Genomic DNA, 18,594 nt, shown 5'->3' with positions numbered 1-18,594 from the left:
GTCGTGACGGGCTCGCCGGTCGGCGGCAAGGTTGCCTTCCTGTTCACCGGTCAGGGCAGCCAGCGGCTGGGAATGGGGCGCGAACTGTACGACACGTACCCGGTGTTCGCGGATGCTCTCGACGCCGTGGGTGCGCGTCTGGATCTCGAAGTGCCGCTGCGGGACGTTCTCTTCGGGTCGGATGCGGGCTTGTTGGACGAGACGCGGTTCACGCAGCCGGCGTTGTTCGCGGTCGAGGTGGCGCTGTTCCGGCTGGTCGAGTCGTGGGGTGTGAAGCCGGACTTCCTCTGCGGGCATTCGATCGGTGAGATCGCCGCCGCGCATGTGTCAGGTGTGCTGTCGCTGGACGACGCGTGCGCGTTGGTCGCGGCGCGTGGTCGGTTGATGCAGGCGCTGCCGGCCGGTGGCGTGATGATCGCCGTTCAGGCTTCGGAGGGCGAGATCCTGCCGCTGCTGACGGACCGGGTGAGCATCGCGGCCGTCAACGGTCCGCAGTCGGTGGTGATCGCGGGTGACGAAGACGCTGCCATTGCGGTGGTGGAGTCGCTCGTCGGCCGCAGGAGCAAGCGGCTCACGGTCAGTCACGCGTTCCACTCGCCGCACATGGACGCCATGTTGGAGGACTTCCGCCGGGTGGTCGAGGGGTTGTCGTTCGCGACGCCGCGCATCCCGATCGTGTCGAACCTGACGGGTGCCCTCGTCGCCGACGGTGAGATGGGCTCGGCGGACTTCTGGGTCCGGCACGTCCGCGAAGCCGTGCGCTTCCTCGACGGCATCCGGGTCCTGGAGGCCGCGGGTGTGACGACGTACGTCGAACTCGGCCCCGACGGTGTCCTGTCCGCGCTCGCGCGGGACTGCCTGACCGCCGACACGACTGCCGTCCTCGTTCCGGCCTTGCGCGCGACGCGCGGCGAGGCCGAGACGATGGTCGCCGCCGTCGCCCAGGCGCACGTACGGGGTGCGGACGTGGACTGGTCGAGGTTCTTCGCCGGTGCGGGTGCCCGGCGCGTGGAGCTGCCGACGTACGCCTTCCAACGGCAGCGCTACTGGCTGGAGATGCCGACGGCGTCCCGCAAGGGTGCCGCGGACGACGTGGACTCCCGGTTCTGGGAGGCGGTGGAACGCGGGGACCTGGACTCGCTCGCCGCCGCACTGGACCTGGACGACGAGAACGCCCGGGACACCGTCCTGCCGGCCCTGCCCGCCCTGTCGGCGTGGCGCCGCGGCCTGCGGACCCGGTCCGAGGTGGACGCCCTGCGCTACCGGGTGTCGTGGAAGCCGCTCAAGGATTCCGTGACCCGTGCGGGACTGTCGGGTACGTGGCTGCTCGTGGTGCCTGCCGAGGGCCCCAACGACGCGGCCGTGGTCGGCGCGCTGACCGGGCGAGGCGCCGAGGTGCGCAGGATCGTGGTCGGGACCGGCACGGACCGGGCCGCGCTGGCCGGACTGCTGGCCGAGACCGTCGCCGACGCCGGCTCGGCGGCCGGTGTGGTGTCGCTGCTCGCCCTGGACGAAACCAGGGGCGTGCTCAGCACGGCAGCCCTGGTGCAGGCCATGGGAGACGCCGAGGTAGGGGTACCGCTGTGGTGCGTGACGCGCGGTGCGGTGAGTGTGGGTCGTTCGGATCGGCTGGTGTCGGCGGTTCAGGCGCAGGTGTGGGGTCTGGGTCGGGTGGCGGCGTTGGAGGCGCCCGAACGCTGGGGTGGTCTCGTCGACCTTCCCGAGGTGTGGGACGAGCGGGCGATGGGCCGCCTGGCGGGTGTGCTCGCCGGTGGCGCCCATGGTGAGGACCAGGTCGCGGTGCGTTCCTCCGGGGTCTTCGGACGCCGTCTGGTCCGTGCCGCCGCCGTTCAGGGCGAGCCGTCCTGGGCGCCGTCCGGGACGGTGTTGGTGACCGGTGGTACGGGTGTGCTGGGTGGTCGGATCGCGCGGTGGTTGGCCGAGGCGGGTGCCGAGCGTCTGGTGCTGACCAGCCGGCGGGGCATGGACGCCCCCGGGGCTGCTGAGCTCGCCGCCGCATTGGTGGAGGCAGGTACGGAGGTGTCGGTGGTGGCGTGTGACGCCGCCGACCGCGACTCCCTGCGCGCCCTCCTCGCCGCGGAGGCCGACACGTTGACCGCCGTCGTCCACACCGCCGGGATCCTGGACGACGGCGTCCTCGACGCCCTCACGCCGGACCGGTTCGAGTCCGTACTGCGGGCCAAGGCGGTCTCCGCCCTCAACCTGCACGAACTGACCGTCGAGTTGGGCATGGAGCTCTCTGCTTTCGTGCTCTTCTCCTCGATGAGCGGCATGACCGGCTCCGCCGGCCAAGCCAACTACGCGGCTGCCAATGCCTACTTGGACGCGCTGTCCGAGCAGCGCCGAGCTGCCGGTCTGCCTGCGACCTCCCTCGCCTGGGGTCCGTGGGCCGAGGGCGGGATGGCGGCGGACGAGGCGATGGACGCGCGGATGCGTCGCGAGGGTCTGCCGCCGATGGCTCCGGATACGGCGATGGCTGTGCTGCGGCAGAGTGTGTCGGCCTCGAGCGATGCGGCTTTGCTGGTCGCGGACGTGGACTGGGAGCGTTTCGGTCCCGCGTTCACCGTCGTACGTCCCAGCAACCTCTTCGCCGAGCTGGCGCAGACCCGGGTCGCCGCTTCCACCGCCGCCGAGCGGACCGAGAAGGCCGGTTCACCGGCCGAACGGCTCGCCGGTCTCGGTGCGGCTGAATTGGCGCGGGAACTGCTCGCTCTGGTCCGTGCGCAGGTCGCTGCGGTCCTGGGTCACGCCGATGCCGACACCGTGGGCGCCGACCGCGCCTTCAAGGAACTGGGATTCGACTCGCTGACCGCTGTCGAGCTGCGCAATCGGCTGGGTGCGGTGACGGGTGTGACCCTGCCCGCGACGCTGATCTTCGATTACCCGACGGCTTCCGCCTTGACCGCTTTCCTGCGGGACGAACTCCTCGGTACCCGTGCGGAGATCGCGGGTCCGGTGGTGGGGGCGGTGACGGCCGTCGATGACGATCCGATCGCGATCGTGGCGATGAGTTGCCGGTTCCCGGGTGGGGTGCGTACGCCGGAGGATCTGTGGCGGTTGTTGTCGAGTGGTGGTGACGCCATCGGTGAGTTCCCGGTGGATCGTGGTTGGGATCTGGAGCGGCTCTACAGTGCGGATCCGGATCAGCAGGGCACGTTCTATGCCCGTGAGGGTGGTTTCCTGTACGACGCCGCCGATTTCGACGCGGACTTCTTCGGCATTTCGCCGCGTGAGGCTCTGGCGATGGATCCGCAGCAGCGGTTGTTGCTGGAGACGACGTGGGAGGCGTTCGAGCGGGCGGGTATCGACCCGGCCGCTGTGCGGGGCAGTCAGGCCGGCGTCTTCGTCGGAACCAACGGCCAGGACTACGGCTCCATGCTCCAAGCCCTTCCGGACGGCATCGAGGGCTTCCTCGGTACTGGCAACGCGGCGAGTGTCGTCTCGGGTCGCCTTTCGTACGCGTTCGGGCTTGAGGGTCCGGCCGTGACGGTGGACACCGCGTGCTCGGCTTCGTTGGTGGCGTTGCACTGGGCCGTGCAGGCGTTGCGCAACGGTGAGTGCAGCATGGCGTTGGCCGGTGGTGTGACGGTGATGTCGTCGCCGGGCGCGTACATCGACTTCAGTCGGCAGCGCGGGCTGGCCGCCGATGGTCGGATCAAGGCTTTTGCCGCGGACGCGGACGGTACGGGTTGGGGTGAGGGTGTCGGCATGCTGCTCGTGGAGCGGCTGTCGGACGCCCGTCGCAACGGTCATCCGGTGTTGGCGGTGATTCGTGGTTCGGCGATCAACCAGGACGGTGCGAGCAATGGTCTGACGGCGCCGAACGGGCCGTCGCAGCAGCGGGTGATCCGTGCGGCGCTGGCCGGTGCGGGTCTGTCGGCGGCCGAGGTGGACGCGGTCGAGGCGCACGGCACGGGCACGATGCTCGGGGACCCGATCGAGGCGCAGGCGCTGCTGGCGACGTACGGGCAGGAGCGTTTCGAGGATCAGCCGCTGTTCCTGGGGTCGATCAAGTCGAACATCGGGCACACGCAGGCCGCGGCCGGTGTGGCGGGTGTGATGAAGATGGTCCTGGCGATGCAGCACGGGGTGCTTCCGCAGACCCTGCACGTGGGCGAGCCCACCCCGCACGTCGACTGGACCACGGGCGACGTGGAGCTCCTCACCGAACAGCGGATCTGGCCGGAGACCGGCCGGCCGCGTCGCGCGGGCATCTCCTCGTTCGGCTTCAGCGGCACCAACGCGCACACCATCATCGAGCAGGCTCCCGAGGTCCTGGAAGAGCAGTCGACGGCCGTCCCGCGGCAAGTTCCCGGCACCCTGCCGTGGATCCTGTCGGCGAAGACCGACGCCGCCCTCCGGGTTCAGGCCGAGCGGCTGGCGGCCTGGATCGCGTCGGACGACGAACTGCTCGAACCCGCTGACGTCGCCTTCTCCTTGGCCACGTCCAGGTCGATGCTCGACCACCGGGCTGTCGTCGTCGCGCAGGAGCGGGAAGAGTTCCAGGCCGCGCTGAAGGCCCTCGCCGCCGGTGAGCAGTCGGCCGGCACGGTGCGCGGGAAGGTTTCCGCCGGTGGAGTCGCCTTCCTCTTCACCGGCCAGGGCAGTCAGCGGCTCGGGATGGGTCGCGAACTGTACGACGCCTACCCGGCGTTCGCCGACGCGCTGGACGCGATCTGCGCCCGCATGGACGCGCTGCTGGAACTCCCGCTACGGGACGTCCTGTTCGGGTCGGACACCGACCTGCTGGACGAAACCCGGTTCACCCAACCCGCACTGTTCGCGATCGAGGTCGCGTTGTTCCGGCTGCTCGAATCGTGGGGTGTGCGACCGGACTTCCTGTCCGGTCACTCCATCGGTGAGATCGCCGCCGCGCACGCGGCGGGCGTGCTCTCGCTGGACGACGCCTGTGCGCTGGTCGCGGCGCGCGGCCGGCTGATGCAGGCCCTGCCGTCCGGCGGGGTGATGATCGCCGTTCAGGCGTCCGAGGACGAGGTCCTGCCGCTGCTGAGCGGGCGGGTGAGCATCGCCGCGATCAACGGGCCGCAGGCCGTCGTCATCGCCGGTGACGAGGACGCGGCGGAGGCGATCGTCGCCTCGCTCACCGGCCGCAAGAGCAAGCGGCTGACCGTCAGCCACGCCTTCCACTCGCCCCACATGGACGGCATGCTGGCCGACTTCCGGAAGGTGGTCGAGGGGTTCACCTTCGAAGCGCCGCGCATCCCGATCGTCTCCAACCTGACCGGCGCCCTCGTCACCGACGACATGGGATCGGCGGACTTCTGGGTGCGCCACGTCCGCGAAGCGGTCCGCTTCCTGGACGGAGTCCGCACCCTGGAAGCCGCCGGGGTGACGACGTACGTCGAACTCGGCCCGGACGGGGTGCTCTCGGCTCTCGCCCAGGACTGCGTCACCGACGGGTCGACGGCGGGGGCGGTCACGTTCGTGCCCGCGCTCCGCAAGGGGCGCGCCGAGGCCGAAGCCCTCGTCACCGCCCTCGCCCAGGCCCACGTCCACGGTGTCGACGCCGACTGGTCGGCCTACTTCACGGGGACCGGGGCCGGACGCGTCGACCTGCCGACGTACGCCTTCCAGCGCAAGCGGTACTGGCTGGAGGAGGCTCCCCGTCCCGCGGCGGTCGCGGCCGGCGACGCCGGAAGCGGTGGGGACGACGCTCCGTTCTGGGAGGCCGTCGAGAACGACGACCTCGCCGCCCTCACCACCGCCCTGGACATCGACGCCGACCAGCCGCTGAGCGCCCTGCTGCCGGCCCTGTCCGCCTGGCGGCGGCAGCGCACGGAGCGGTCCGTCGTCGACACCTGGCGGTACGGGGTCACCTGGAAGCCCCTCCCCGCGGCGGACACCGCCGCCCGCCCTGCCGGAACCTGGCTGGTGGTCACCGCGACGACCACCGGGACGCCCGGACAGCCGGGGCAGCCCGGCCGGCCCGGACAGCCGGGTCGGCCCGGTCTCCCCGCGATCGCGATCGCGGACGCGCTCCGGGCGCGGGGTGTGGACGTACGGGAGGTCGCCCTCGACCCCGCGGAGAGCAGCCGTACCGCCGTGGCCGATCGGCTGCGTTCGGCGCTCGCCGGGAACCGGGCCGACGGTGTGGTGTCCCTGCTGGCGCTCGCCGAAGCCCCGCACCCGACCCATCCGGCGGCGCCGGTCGGGCTGCTGCTGACCGGGACCCTGGTGCAGGCCCTCGGTGACGCCGACGTCGACGCGCCGCTGTGGTGCGTGACCTCCGGCGCCGTGTCCACCGGCCTCGCCGACCGGCTGCGCGGTACCGCGCAGGCACAGGTCTGGGGGCTCGGCCGGGTGGTCGCCCTTGAGCACCCCGAGCGGTGGGGCGGTCTGCTGGACCTGCCCGCCCACGTGGACGGACGGACGCTGGACCAGCTGCTCTCCGTACTCGGCGGAGCCGGCGGGGACGCCCACGAGGACCAGATCGCGGTACGGTCCGGCGGTCTCCTCGTACGCCGCATCGTGCACGCCTCCGCATCCGACGCCGCCGCACCGGCCGACGCCGCGGGCGCGGCGCGGGCGGGGTGGCGGCCCCGGGGCAGCGTGCTGGTCACCGGGGGGACGGGCGCGCTCGGCGCGCACGTCGCCCGCTGGTTGGCCGCGCACGGCGCCGAGCACCTGGTGCTCGCCGGGCGGCGCGGACCGCGGGCCCCCGGCGTCGCGGCCCTCGTCGCGGAACTCGCCGAGCTGGGCGTCCGTGCCACGGCCGTCGCCTGCGACGTCACCGACCGCGACTCCGTGGCCGAGCTCCTCACCGGGCTCCGCGACGACACCACCGCCCCCGCCCTCACCGCCGTGTTCCACACGGCCGGTGTCGGCCAACTGACGCCGCTCGCCGAAACCGGGCCGGACGAGGTCGCCGCGGTACTCGCCGCGAAGGTCTCGGGGGCCGAACACCTCGACGCCCTGCTCGGTGACACGGAGTTGGACGCCTTCGTCCTGTTCTCCTCCATCGCCGGCGTGTGGGGCAGCGGCGGGCAGGGCGCCTACGCGGCGGCCAACGCCCACCTCGACGCCCTGGCGCAACGACGCCGTGACCGCGGGCTGACGGCCACGGCCGTCGCCTGGGGTCCGTGGGGCGAGGGCGGGCTGGTCGCCGACGACGAGGCCGCCGGTCAACTCCGGCGCCGCGGCCTGCCGGTGATGGCGCCGGCGCGGTCCATCGCGGCACTCCAGCAGGCGTTGGACGCGGACGATACGACGGTGACGGTCGCCGACGTCGACTGGGACCTGTTCGTCCCGGCGTTCACGGCCTCCCGGCCGCGTCCGCTCATCGCCGACCTCCCCGAGGTGCGCCGCGTACTCGACGCCGAGGAGCACGCCGCGGGCACGGGCGGCGACGGCGCCGCCGACGCCGTCGACCAACTGCACGCCGAGCTGCGGGGCGTGAGCGCCGACGAGGCCGAACGGATCCTGCTCACCCTGGTCCGTACGCACGTCGCGGCGGTCCTCGGACACGACGGGGCCGGCACGGTCGAGGCGGGCCGGGCCTTCAAGGAGCTGGGCTTCGACTCGCTCACCGCCGTCGAACTGCGGACCCGCCTCGGCGCGGCCACCGGACTGCGGCTGCCCGCGGCCCTCGTCTTCGACCACCCGACGCCCGCCGCCCTGGCCGCGCACATCCGCGCGGAACTCCTCGGCGGGGACGCGGAGCCCGTGCTCCCGGCCCTCGCGGAGATCGACAAGTTGGAGTTCGTCCTCTCGTCGGTCCCCGAGGAGGACGCCGCCGAACGCGCCCGCGTCACGGCACGGCTCGAAGCGCTCCTGGCGAACTGGAACAGGACCGAACGGGCCGCGCTCGCCCTGGAGGACGAGGAAACAGTCATCGAATCGGCATCCGCCGAAGACCTCTTCGACATCATCAACAACGAATTCGGAAAAGCCTGACCTTGATGCCCGATCCGATGTCTCCATCGCACGCGCAGAATTCATCACATCCGTTGAGTTCGTCGCATTCCCACCCGCAGTCCGCAAGCAATCCGCATTTCTCCAGGAGGTGACGTTCCAGTGGCCGGCGCGAACGAAGAAAAGCTTCTCGAAAACCTGAAGTGGATGACCACGGAGCTGCGGCGGGCCCGCCGCCGTCTCCAGGAGGTCGAGCAGGACGCCCACGAGCCCCTCGCGATCGTGGCGATGAGCTGCCGTTTCCCCGGCGGTGTGCGCTCGCCCGAGGACCTGTGGCAATTGGTCGCCGACGGCGGCGACGCCATCACCGGGTTCCCCGAGGACCGCGGCTGGGACATCGCCTCCCTCGCCGACCCGGACCCCGACCGCAAGGGCACCTTCTACAACACCGGCGGAGGATTCCTCGCCGACGCCACCGCCTTCGACTCCGAATTCTTCGGGATATCGCCGCGCGAGGCCCTGGCGATGGACCCGCAGCAACGTCAGATCCTGGAAACCTCCTGGGAGGTGTTCGAGCGGGCCGGCATCGACCCCGCGTCCGTACGCGGCAGCCGGACCGGTGTCTACATCGGCGCGGGCGCCATGGGGTACGGGGCCGACCTCGCGGAGGTCCCGGAGGGGCTGGAGGGGCTGCTCCTGACGGGTGGCGCGACGAGCGTCCTGTCGGGCCGCGTCAGCTACGTCCTCGGCCTGGAGGGCCCGGCCGCCACCATCGACACGGCCTGCTCGTCCTCCCTCGTCGCCCTGCACCTGGCCGGACAGGCCCTGCGCCAGCGCGAGTGCACGCTCGCCCTGGTCGGCGGCGTCTGCGTGATGCCGACCCCGGACGTGTTCGTCGAGTTCAGCCGCCAGCGCGGACTCGCCGAGGACGGCCGCTGCAAGTCCTTCGCCGCCGCCGCCGACGGCACCGGCTGGGCCGAAGGCGTCGGCGTCCTCCTCGTCGAGCGCCTGTCGGACGCCCGCCGCAACGGGCATCCCGTCCTGGCCGTCGTCCGGGGCTCCGCCATCAACCAGGACGGCGCCAGCAACGGCCTCACCGCCCCCAACGGCCCCGCCCAACAGCGCGTCATCCGTCAGGCCCTGGAGAACGCCCGGCTCTCCGCCGCCGAGATCGACGCCGTCGAGGCGCACGGCACCGGCACCCGCCTCGGCGACCCCATCGAGGCGCAGGCGCTCCTCGCCACGTACGGGCAGGACCGGCCGGCAGGTCGGCCGCTGCGCCTGGGATCCCTCAAGTCGAACCTCGGACACACGCAGGCCGCGGCCGGTGTCGCCGGCATCATCAAGACGGTCATGGCGATCCGCCACGGCGTCCTCCCGCAGACCCTCCACGTCGACGAGCCGACCCCCGACGTCGACTGGTCGGCCGGAGCGGTGTCGCTGCTCACCGAGCCGATGCCCTGGCCCGAGACCGGGGCGCCGCGCCGCGCGGCCGTCTCCGCCTTCGGCGTGAGCGGCACCAACGCGCACACCATCATCGAGGAAGCCCCGCCGGAGGAGCCGCAGGAGCAGCCGTCCGAGGGCGACGCCCCGGCCGGTGCGGACCTGCCGGGCGAGCCGCTCGCCGCCGCCCGGACGCGGCCCGCCCTGCTGCCCTGGACGCTGTCGGGCCGCAGCGCCGCCGCGCTGCGGGCCCAGGCCGGCCGGCTGGTCGACGCCCGCGCCCGCGGGAGCGTCGCCGCCGGTGCCCTCGACCTCGGCCACTCGCTCGCCACCACCCGCGCCGCCCTGGAACACCGCGCGGTCCTCTTCGCCCGCACCGATGAAGGCCTCGACACCGCCCTGGCGGCACTCGCCGCCGGCGCGGACGCGGAGGGCCTGGTCACGGGCACCGCCACCGAAGGCCGGACCGCTTTCCTGTTCACCGGACAGGGCAGCCAGCGCCTCGGCATGGGACGCGAACTGTACGCAGCCTTCCCGGTGTTCGCGGACGCCCTGGACGCCGTCTGCGCCCGCATGGACCCGCACCTCGAACGGCCGCTGAAGGACGTCATGTTCGGCGTCGACGCGGAGCTGTTGAACCGTACGCGGTACACGCAGCCCGCGCTGTTCGCCGTGGAAACGGCGCTGTTCCGGCTCGTGGAGAGCTGGGGCCTGCGACCCGACTACCTGTCCGGTCACTCCATCGGCGAGATCACCGCCGCGCACGTCGCGGGGATCCTCCCGCTCGACGACGCGTGCACCCTCGTCGCCGCCCGGGCGCGACTGATGCAGGACACGCCCGCCGGTGGCGCGATGATCGCCCTCCAGGCCACCCGGGACGAGGTCCTGCCGCTGCTGACCGACGGCGTGGACATCGCCGCCGTCAACGGCCCCCGCTCGGTCGTGATCTCCGGAGCCGCCGACGCCGCGGCCGCCGTCGAGGCCGGTTTCCGCGCGCAGGGCCGCAAGACCAAGCGGCTCGCCGTCAGCCACGCCTCCCACTCCCCGCTCATGGACGGCATGCTCGACGCCTTCCGGCAGGTCGCGGAAGGCCTCACGTACGGCGCCCCGACCATCCCCGTCGTGTCCAACCTGACCGGCGCCCTCGTCGCCGACGGCGAGATGGGCACGGCGGACTTCTGGGTCCGCCACGTCCGCGGAGCCGTCCGCTTCCTCGACGGCGCCCGCGCCCTGGAAGCCGCCGGCGTGACCACGTACGTGGAACTCGGCCCCGACGGCGTCCTGTCCGCCCTCGCCCAGGACTGCGTCACCGGCGAGGGAGCCGTCTTCCTGCCCGCCCTGCGCGCTGGCCGGCCCGAACCCGAGACGGCCCTGGGCGCCCTCGCCCGCGCCCACGCCCACGGCGCCGCCGTGGACTGGACGGCGTACTTCGCCGGCACCGGCGCCCGTCGCGTCGACCTGCCCACCTACGCCTTCCAGCACGAGCGGTACTGGCTGGAGCCCGGCGCCGGCACGGCCGGCGACATCGCCGTGGCCGGACTCGACCCGGCCGCGCACCCGCTGCTCGGCGCCGCCGTCACCCTCGCCGGCTCCGACCAACTGCTGTGCACCGGCCGGCTCTCGGCCCGCACCCACCCCTGGCTCGCCGAGCACACCGTGGCCGGTGCGACGGTGCTGCCGGGCGCGGCGTACGTGGAACTCGCCGTACGCGCAGGAGACTTGGCAGGTTGTGGGCAGGTGTCGGAGCTGGTGCTCGACGCGCCGCTCACGCTGCCCGCCGACGGCGGCGTACGGATCCAGGTGCTCGTGGAGACCCCCGACGAGGACGGTCGCCGCCCCTTCACCGTGTCCGGCCGCCCGGACGCCCCCACGGAGGGGGTCGGCGGCTGGACCCGTCACGCCCGGGGCGTCCTCACCCCGACCGCCGGTTCCGCCGCGACGTTCGCCGTCGGACCGTGGCCGCCCGCAGGCGCCGAGCCCGTCGACACCGGTGACCTCTACGCCACCGAGGAGCGTCCCCAGGCCGGCGCCCACGCCCCCGAGCGCGGCCCGGTGTTCCGGGCCGTGGAGGCCGCCTGGCACCGCGACGGCGAGTGGTTCGCCCAGGTCCGCCTGCCCGAAGGCGCCCCGCAGGCAGCCGGGTTCGGCCTGCACCCGGTACTGCTGGACGCCGCCGCGCACGCCGCGCTCTCCCTGACCGGCGCCGCCGCACCCGCCGACGGGTACGCCGACGGCGCGGCCGTCGGGCCGGGCAGCGTCTGGTCCGAGGTGACCCTGCACGCGGTGGGCGCGGGTGCCCTGCGCGTACGCGTCCGACCGGCCGCCGACGGGACGTACGCCCTCGACCTCGCCGACGACCTCGGCGACCCGGTGGCCACCGTCGGCCGACTCGCCCCGCGCCCCTTCACCGCCGCGACCACCGGCGCCCCCGACGCCACGGACCGGGTCCCGGCCGTCGTACGCGACGCCCTGTTCCAGCTCGCCTGGACGTCGCCGGCCCCGTCCGCCGGCCCGGCAGCGACCGAACCCGCCGGCGGCTGGACGGTGCTCGGCGCCGCCGACTCCGGCCGGGCCCCCGGCCACGCCGACCTGGCGGAGCTCGGCGCGGCGGTCGAGGCGGGCACGCCCGTACCCGCGTACGTCCTGGCCCCCTTCCCCCGGCAGGCCGACGACGCCTCGCCCGACACCCTGCGCGAGGCCGCGCACCGGGCCCTCGGCCTGGCCCAGGCCTGGCTGGCCGACGACCGGTTCGCGACGTCCCGGCTGGTCGCCGTGACCGCCGGCGCGGTCGCCGGACCCGGTGAGGGCATCGAGGACCTGCCGCACGCCGCCGTGCGCGGACTGCTGCGGTCCGCGGAAACCGAGAACCCCGGCCGCTTCGTCCTCGCCGACCTCGATGACCTCGCCGACCTCACGGCCCCCGCCCTCGCCGCCGCCCTCGACTCGGGCGAACCGGAGCTGTTGCTCCGCGACGCGGCCGTGCACGTGCCGCGCCTGCGCCGCACCCCGCCGACCGACCCCACCGCCGGCGTCGGCGTCACCATCGACCCGAACGGCACCGCCCTGATCACCGGCGGCTCCGGCAGCCTCGCCGGGATCGTCGCCCGCCACCTGGCCGGCGCCCACGGCGTGCGCCGGCTGCTGCTGCTCAGCCGACGCGGCGCCGACGCCCCCGGCGCCGCCGAACGCACGGCAGAGCTGGCCGCGTTGGGCGCCGAGGTCACCTGGGCCGCCTGCGACGCCGCCGACCGGGACGCGCTCGCCGCCGTCCTGTCCGCGATCCCCGCCGCACACCCCCTCACCACCGTCGTCCACACCGCGGGCGTCCTCGACGACGGCGTCATCGGATCCCTGACCCCCGACCGCCTGGACGCGGTCCTGCGGCCGAAGGCCGTCGCCGCCCTCCACCTGCACGAACTGACCCGCGACCTGCCGGTCACGGCGTTCGTCCTGTACTCGGCCGTCGCCGGCACCCTCGGCGCCGCCGGCCAGGCCAACTACGCCTGCGCCAACGCCCACCTGGACGCCCTCGCCGAACTGCGCCACCACCAGGGCCTGCCCGCCACCTCGCTCGCCTGGGGCCTGTGGGCCGAAACCGGCGGCATGATCGGCGGACTCGACGAAACCCAGCTGCGCCGCATGGAACAGCACGGCATGGGCGCCCTCTCCGCCGCCGACGGCATGACCCTGCTCGACGCGGCGCTGGCCTCCGGCCGGCCCGTCCTCGTCCCCGCCCGACTCAACCCGGCCGCCCTGCGGGCCGCCGCCGCGCCCGGCCCCGTCGCCCCCGTGTTCCGGGACCTGCTGGGTCCGGCGGGCCGCCGCACCGCGCACACCCGCGCCGACGCGAGCGACTCGCTCGCGGGCCGCCTGGCGGGCCTGACCCGCCCCGAACAGGAACGCGCCCTGCTGGACCTCGTACGGGAGCGGGTCGCCTCCGTACTGGGCCACGCCTCGGCCGAACGGATCGAACCCGGGAAGGCGTTCAAGGACCTCGGCTTCGATTCGCTGACCGCCGTCGAACTGCGCAACGGCCTCGGCGCCGCCACCGGACTGCGCCTGGCCACCACCCTCGTCTTCGACCACCCGTCACCCACCGCGCTCGCCCGACAGCTGCTCGTCGAACTCCTCGGTGAGGACGCCGAGAGCGACGACCCGCGCGCGAAGGCGAGCGGTTCCGCGGCCGACGCCGACGATCCCATCGCGATCGTCGCCATGAGCTGCCGCTACCCGGGCGGGGTCGGCAACCCCGAGGACCTGTGGAGACTCGTCGCGACCGGCGGCGACGCCATCGCCGGCCTCCCCGCCAACCGAGGCTGGGACATGGCCGAGCTGTACGCGGGAGACACGGGGAACGCCGGGCACCCGGCCGGCACCGGGACCCCGGCCGGCACCGGCAACCCGGCCGGCACCGGGAACACCGCCGGCGACGCCGGACGCCCCTTCGCGGGCGGATTCCTCTACGACGCGGACTCCTTCGACGCCGACTTCTTCGGCATCTCCCCGCGCGAAGCCCTCGCCATGGACCCCCAGCAGCGCCTCCTCCTGGAAGCCTCCTGGGAAGCCGTCGAACGCGCCGGCATCGACCCGTCCTCGCTGCGCGGAACCCGCGCCGGCGTCTTCGTGGGCGCCGCCTACACCGGCTACGACGCCCAACTGGAGCGCTCCGCCGACGCGGACGGCGTACTCGGCCACGTGATGACCGGCAACGCGGGCAGCGTCATGTCCGGCCGCGTCTCCTACGTCCTCGGCCTGGAAGGCCCGGCGGTCACCGTCGACACGGCCTGCTCCTCCTCGCTGGTCGCCCTGCACTGGGCGATCCAGGCCCTGCGGGCCGGGGAGTGCACCCTCGCCCTCGCGGGCGGCGTCACGGTCATGTCGACGCCGGGCACCTTCACCGAGTTCAGCCACCAGGGCGGCCTCTCGCCCGACGGCCGCTGCAAGGCCTTCGCGGCGGCCGCGGACGGTACCGGCTGGGGCGAGGGCGTCGGCATGCTGCTCGTGGAGCGACTGTCGGACGCCCGCCGCAACGGGCACCCCGTGCTGGCGGTGGTCCGCGGCTCCGCCGTCAACCAGGACGGCGCGAGCAACGGCCTCACCGCCCCGAACGGGCCCTCGCAACAGCGCGTCATCCGCGCCGCCCTCGCGAACGCCGGCCTGTCGGCCGCCGAGGTCGACGCCGTCGAGGCCCACGGCACGGGCACGAAGCTGGGCGACCCGATCGAAGCCCAGGCACTCCTGGCCACGTACGGCCAGGACCGGCCCGACGGGCAGCCGCTGCTCCTCGGCACCGTCAAGTCGAACATCGGCCACACGCAGGCCGCCGCCGGCGTGGCGGGCATCATCAAGATGGTCATGGCGATGCGCCACGGGACCCTCCCCCCGACCCTGCACGTGGACGAGCCCACTCCGCACGTCGACTGGACGGCCGGCGACATCACCCTGCTGACCGAGGCCACGGCCTGGCCCGCGACCCGACGGCCGCGCCGCGCCGCGGTGTCCTCGTTCGGCATCAGCGGCACCAACGCCCACACGATCATCGAGCAGGCCCCGCAGGACACTGACGCTCCGGCGCCGACGACCCCGCCCACCGGACCGGTGCCCTACGTCCTGTCGGCCAGGACCCCGCAGGCACTGCGCGACCAGGCCGCCCGGCTGCTTCCCGTGGCAACGGCCGTGGTCGAAACCTCCGCCGACCTGAATGAGGCCGAGGACGGCTCCGCCCTGGTGGACCTCGCCTACTCCCTCGCCACCGGCCGCGCCGCCCTTGACCACCGCGCGGCGTTCACCGCCGGTGACCGCAAAGACCTGCTGCGCATGCTCGCCGCCCTCGCCGCCGGCGAGCCGGCGCCCGGGCTGATCCGCGGAACGGCCACCGGCGGCACCCTGGCCTTCCTTTTCACCGGGCAGGGCAGCCAGCGGATCGGGATGGGGCGGGAACTGTACGAAGCCTTCCCGGTGTTCGCCGCCGCGTTGGACGCGGTGTGCGAGCGGCTCGATCTGGAAGTGCCGCTGAAGGAGGTGCTGTTCGGGGCGGATGCCGGTCTGCTGGATCGGACCGAGTACGCCCAGCCGGCGTTGTTCGCGGTGGAGGTGGCGCTGTTCCGGCTGCTGGAATCGTGGGGCGTGCGGCCGGACTTCGTGTCCGGGCATTCGGTCGGTGAGATTTCTGCCGCGCACGTGGCGGGTGTCCTGTCGCTGGACGACGCGTGCACGCTGGTCGCGGCGCGCGGCCGGTTGATGCAGGCGCTGCCGGCCGGTGGCGTGATGATCGCCCTGCAGGCCTCGGAGGACGAGGTCCTGCCGTTGCTGACGGACCGGGTGAGCGTCGCCGCCGTCAACGGCCCGCAGTCGGTCGTGATCGCGGGTGACGAGGACGCGGCGATGGCGGTCGTCGCATCCTTCACCGGTCGCAAGTCCAAGCGGCTCACGGTGAGTCATGCGTTCCATTCGCCGCACATGGACGGCATGCTCGCCGACTTCCGCAAGGTGGCGGACGGGCTGGCGTACGCGACGCCGCGCGTCCCGATCGTCTCGAACCTGACCGGCGCCCTGATCGCCGGGGACGAGATGGGCAGCGCGGACTTCTGGGTCCGGCACGTCCGCGAGGGCGTCCGGTTCCTCGACGGCGTCCGCGCGCTGGAAGCCGTCGGTGTGACCACGTACCTCGAACTGGGCCCCGACGGAACCCTGTCCGCCCTCGCCCAGGACTGCCTGGCCGAGGACGCGGACGCCGCCTTCGTGCCCGTCCTGCGGACCGGCCGGCCCGAGTCCGAGACCCTGAACACCGCCCTCGCCCACACCTGCACGCGTGGCGTCCCCCTCGACTGGCGGGCCTACTTCGCCGCCGCCGGGAGCCACGGCCGGCGCGTCGACCTCCCCACCTACGCCTTCCAGTCCCGGCGCCACTGGCCCGAGCCCGCCGCCCCGCACACCGGCGCGGCCGCGCACACCGGACCCGCCGACGCGAGCGAGGCCGACGCCCGGTTCTGGGACCTCGTCGAGCGCGCCGAGCCGACCGCGCTCGCCGACGAGTTCGGCATCGACGGCGAACAGTCGTTCAGCGCCGTCCTGCCCGCCCTGTCCGCCTGGCGGCGTGACCGGCAGGCCCGCGCGGAAGCCGACGCGCTGCTCTACCGCGTCATCTGGCAGCCGTGGTCCGGCGAGGGTCGGAAGCCGGCCCAGGGCCGGGGGAAGGCCGCCGGCACCTGGCTGGTCGCCGTTCCCGCGCCGCTCGCGGCGGACCCCTGGATCCGCACGCTGACCGAACGCCTGAACGGCGAGGGCGCCACGATCCTCCCGCTCCCGCTCGACGTCACCCACGCCGACCCGGCGACCCTGCGCGCCCACCTGGACGAGCTGCTCCGCGAAGCCGCGGCGGACCTCGTCACCGGGCCGGTCACCGGCGTCCTGTCGCTCCTGGCACTGGACGAGCGGCCGCACCCCGAGCACCCCGCGGTGCCCGTCGGGCTGGCCCTCACCGCCGCGCTGACCTCCGTACTCACCTCGCAGGAGTTCACCACCGGCCCGGACGCGCGGGACAGCGGCTGCGCCACCGCCCCCCTGTGGTGCGTCACCCGCGACGCGGTCGCCGCCGCACCCGCGGACACCCTCGGCGGCGCCGTCCAAGCGCAGGTCTGGGGCCTGGGGCGGGTGTTCGCACTGGAGCACCCCGACCGTTGGGGCGGCCTCCTCGACCTCCCCGAGGTGTGCGACGAGCGCGTGCTGTCCCGCCTGCCGGCCGCGCTCACCGCGGCCGGTGACGAGGACCAGCTCGCCCTGCGCGCCGCCGGCCCGTTCGTACGACGCCTCGTACACGCCGGCGTCCCGGCCGACGCTGCCGGCGCCCGCTGGACCCCGAACGGCACGGTACTGATCACCGGCGGCACGGGCGCCCTCGGCCGCCACGTGGCACGACGCCTCGCCGAACGCGGCGCCCGGCACCTCGCGCTCGTCAGCCGCGCCGGCGCCGACGCGCCCGGCGCCGGCGAGGTCCGTAAGGAACTCGAAGCGCTCGGCGCGGCCGTCACCCTGGCCGCCTGCGACGTCACCGACCGGGAGGCGCTGAGGTCCCTGGTCACGGGGCTGGCGGCCGACGGGACTCCCGTACGCGCCGTCGTCCACGCGGCCGGCATCTCCCAGCCGCCCGGCACCGGCACCGACCTGCCCGGCTTCGCCCGGGTCGTCACCGCCAAGACCGCCGGCGCCGTCCACCTCGACGCCCTGTTCGACGCGCCGGACTCCCTCGACGCGTTCGTCCTCTTCTCCTCCATCGCCGGAGTCTGGGGCAGCGGCGGACAGCCCGCGTACGCCGCCGCCAACACCTTCCTCGACGCGCTCGCCGAGCGCCGAGCGGCCCGCGGGCTCACCGCCACGGCGGTCGCCTGGGGACCGTGGGCGGAGGGCGGCATGGCCGCCGAGGGCGACGCCGAGGAACAGCTCACCCGACGCGGGCTGCCGCCCGTCGCCCCCGGCACCAACCTGACGGCCCTGGAACGCGCCCTGGCCGGCCGGGACGCGACCGTCACCGTCGCCGACGTCGACTGGGCACGGTTCGCCCCGGTGTTCGCCGCCGCCCGCCCCCGCCCCCTCATAGGCGACCTGCCCGAGGTACGCGACGCGCTGCGCGGCGACGCACCCGACCACGGCACCGCGGCGGACGATGGCGACGCGGACGTCCTGCGCAAGCTCACCGATCTGTCCGGCGACGACCGGGCCGCGGCCCTCCTCGACCTCGTGCGCGAGCACGCGGCCACGGCACTCGGCCACCCCTCGGCGGACGACGTCGCACCGGACCGGGCCTTCAAGGACCTGGGCTTCGACTCGCTCACCGCCGTCGAGCTGCGCAACCGCCTGGGCGCCGCCTGCGGCCTACGACTGCCCACCAGCCTGGTCTTCGACCATCCCAACCCGCAGGCCCTCACCCGCCACCTGCTGCACACCCTCTTCCCCGAGGGCGGCGGCGCCCCCGCCGGCGCCGACCTGGACAGCGACCCGCAGGACGCGGAACTGCGCCGCACCCTCGCCGGCATCCCGATCGGCCGGATCCGCGAAGCGGGACTCCTGGACACCCTCCTGCGGCTCGCCGCCCCCGACGCCACGGGCTCCGGCCCCGGCCCGGAGACCGCCGACGCCGTCGACTCCATCGACTCGATGGACCTCCAGGACCTCCTCGACCTCGCCCTGGACACGGGCGGGTCCGACGACGGCGGCCCCACCGGCGACACCCCCACCAACAGCTTCTGACCTGCCCGAAGT

At 74.0% G+C, this 18,594-nt stretch carries 1 protein-coding gene and 1 pseudogene; both read left to right on the top strand.

What is annotated here, in order from left to right; translation table 11 throughout:
- Positions 1 to 81: 81 nt before the first annotated feature.
- A pseudogene (locus ACZ4XJ_RS05760) lies at positions 82 to 7,935 on the top strand (type I polyketide synthase); the annotation flags it as partial.
- Positions 7,936 to 8,055: 120 nt separating this feature from the next.
- A complete protein-coding gene (locus ACZ4XJ_RS05755; protein ID WP_468495421.1) occupies positions 8,056 to 18,582 on the top strand; it encodes a type I polyketide synthase in 10,527 nt (3,508 codons plus the stop codon).
- The last annotated feature ends 12 nt before the right edge of the window (positions 18,583 to 18,594 follow it).

The sequence above is a fragment of the Streptomyces sp. NPDC029836 genome, assembly GCF_055574495.1.
This window is presented reverse-complemented; position numbering and strand designations above follow the sequence as displayed.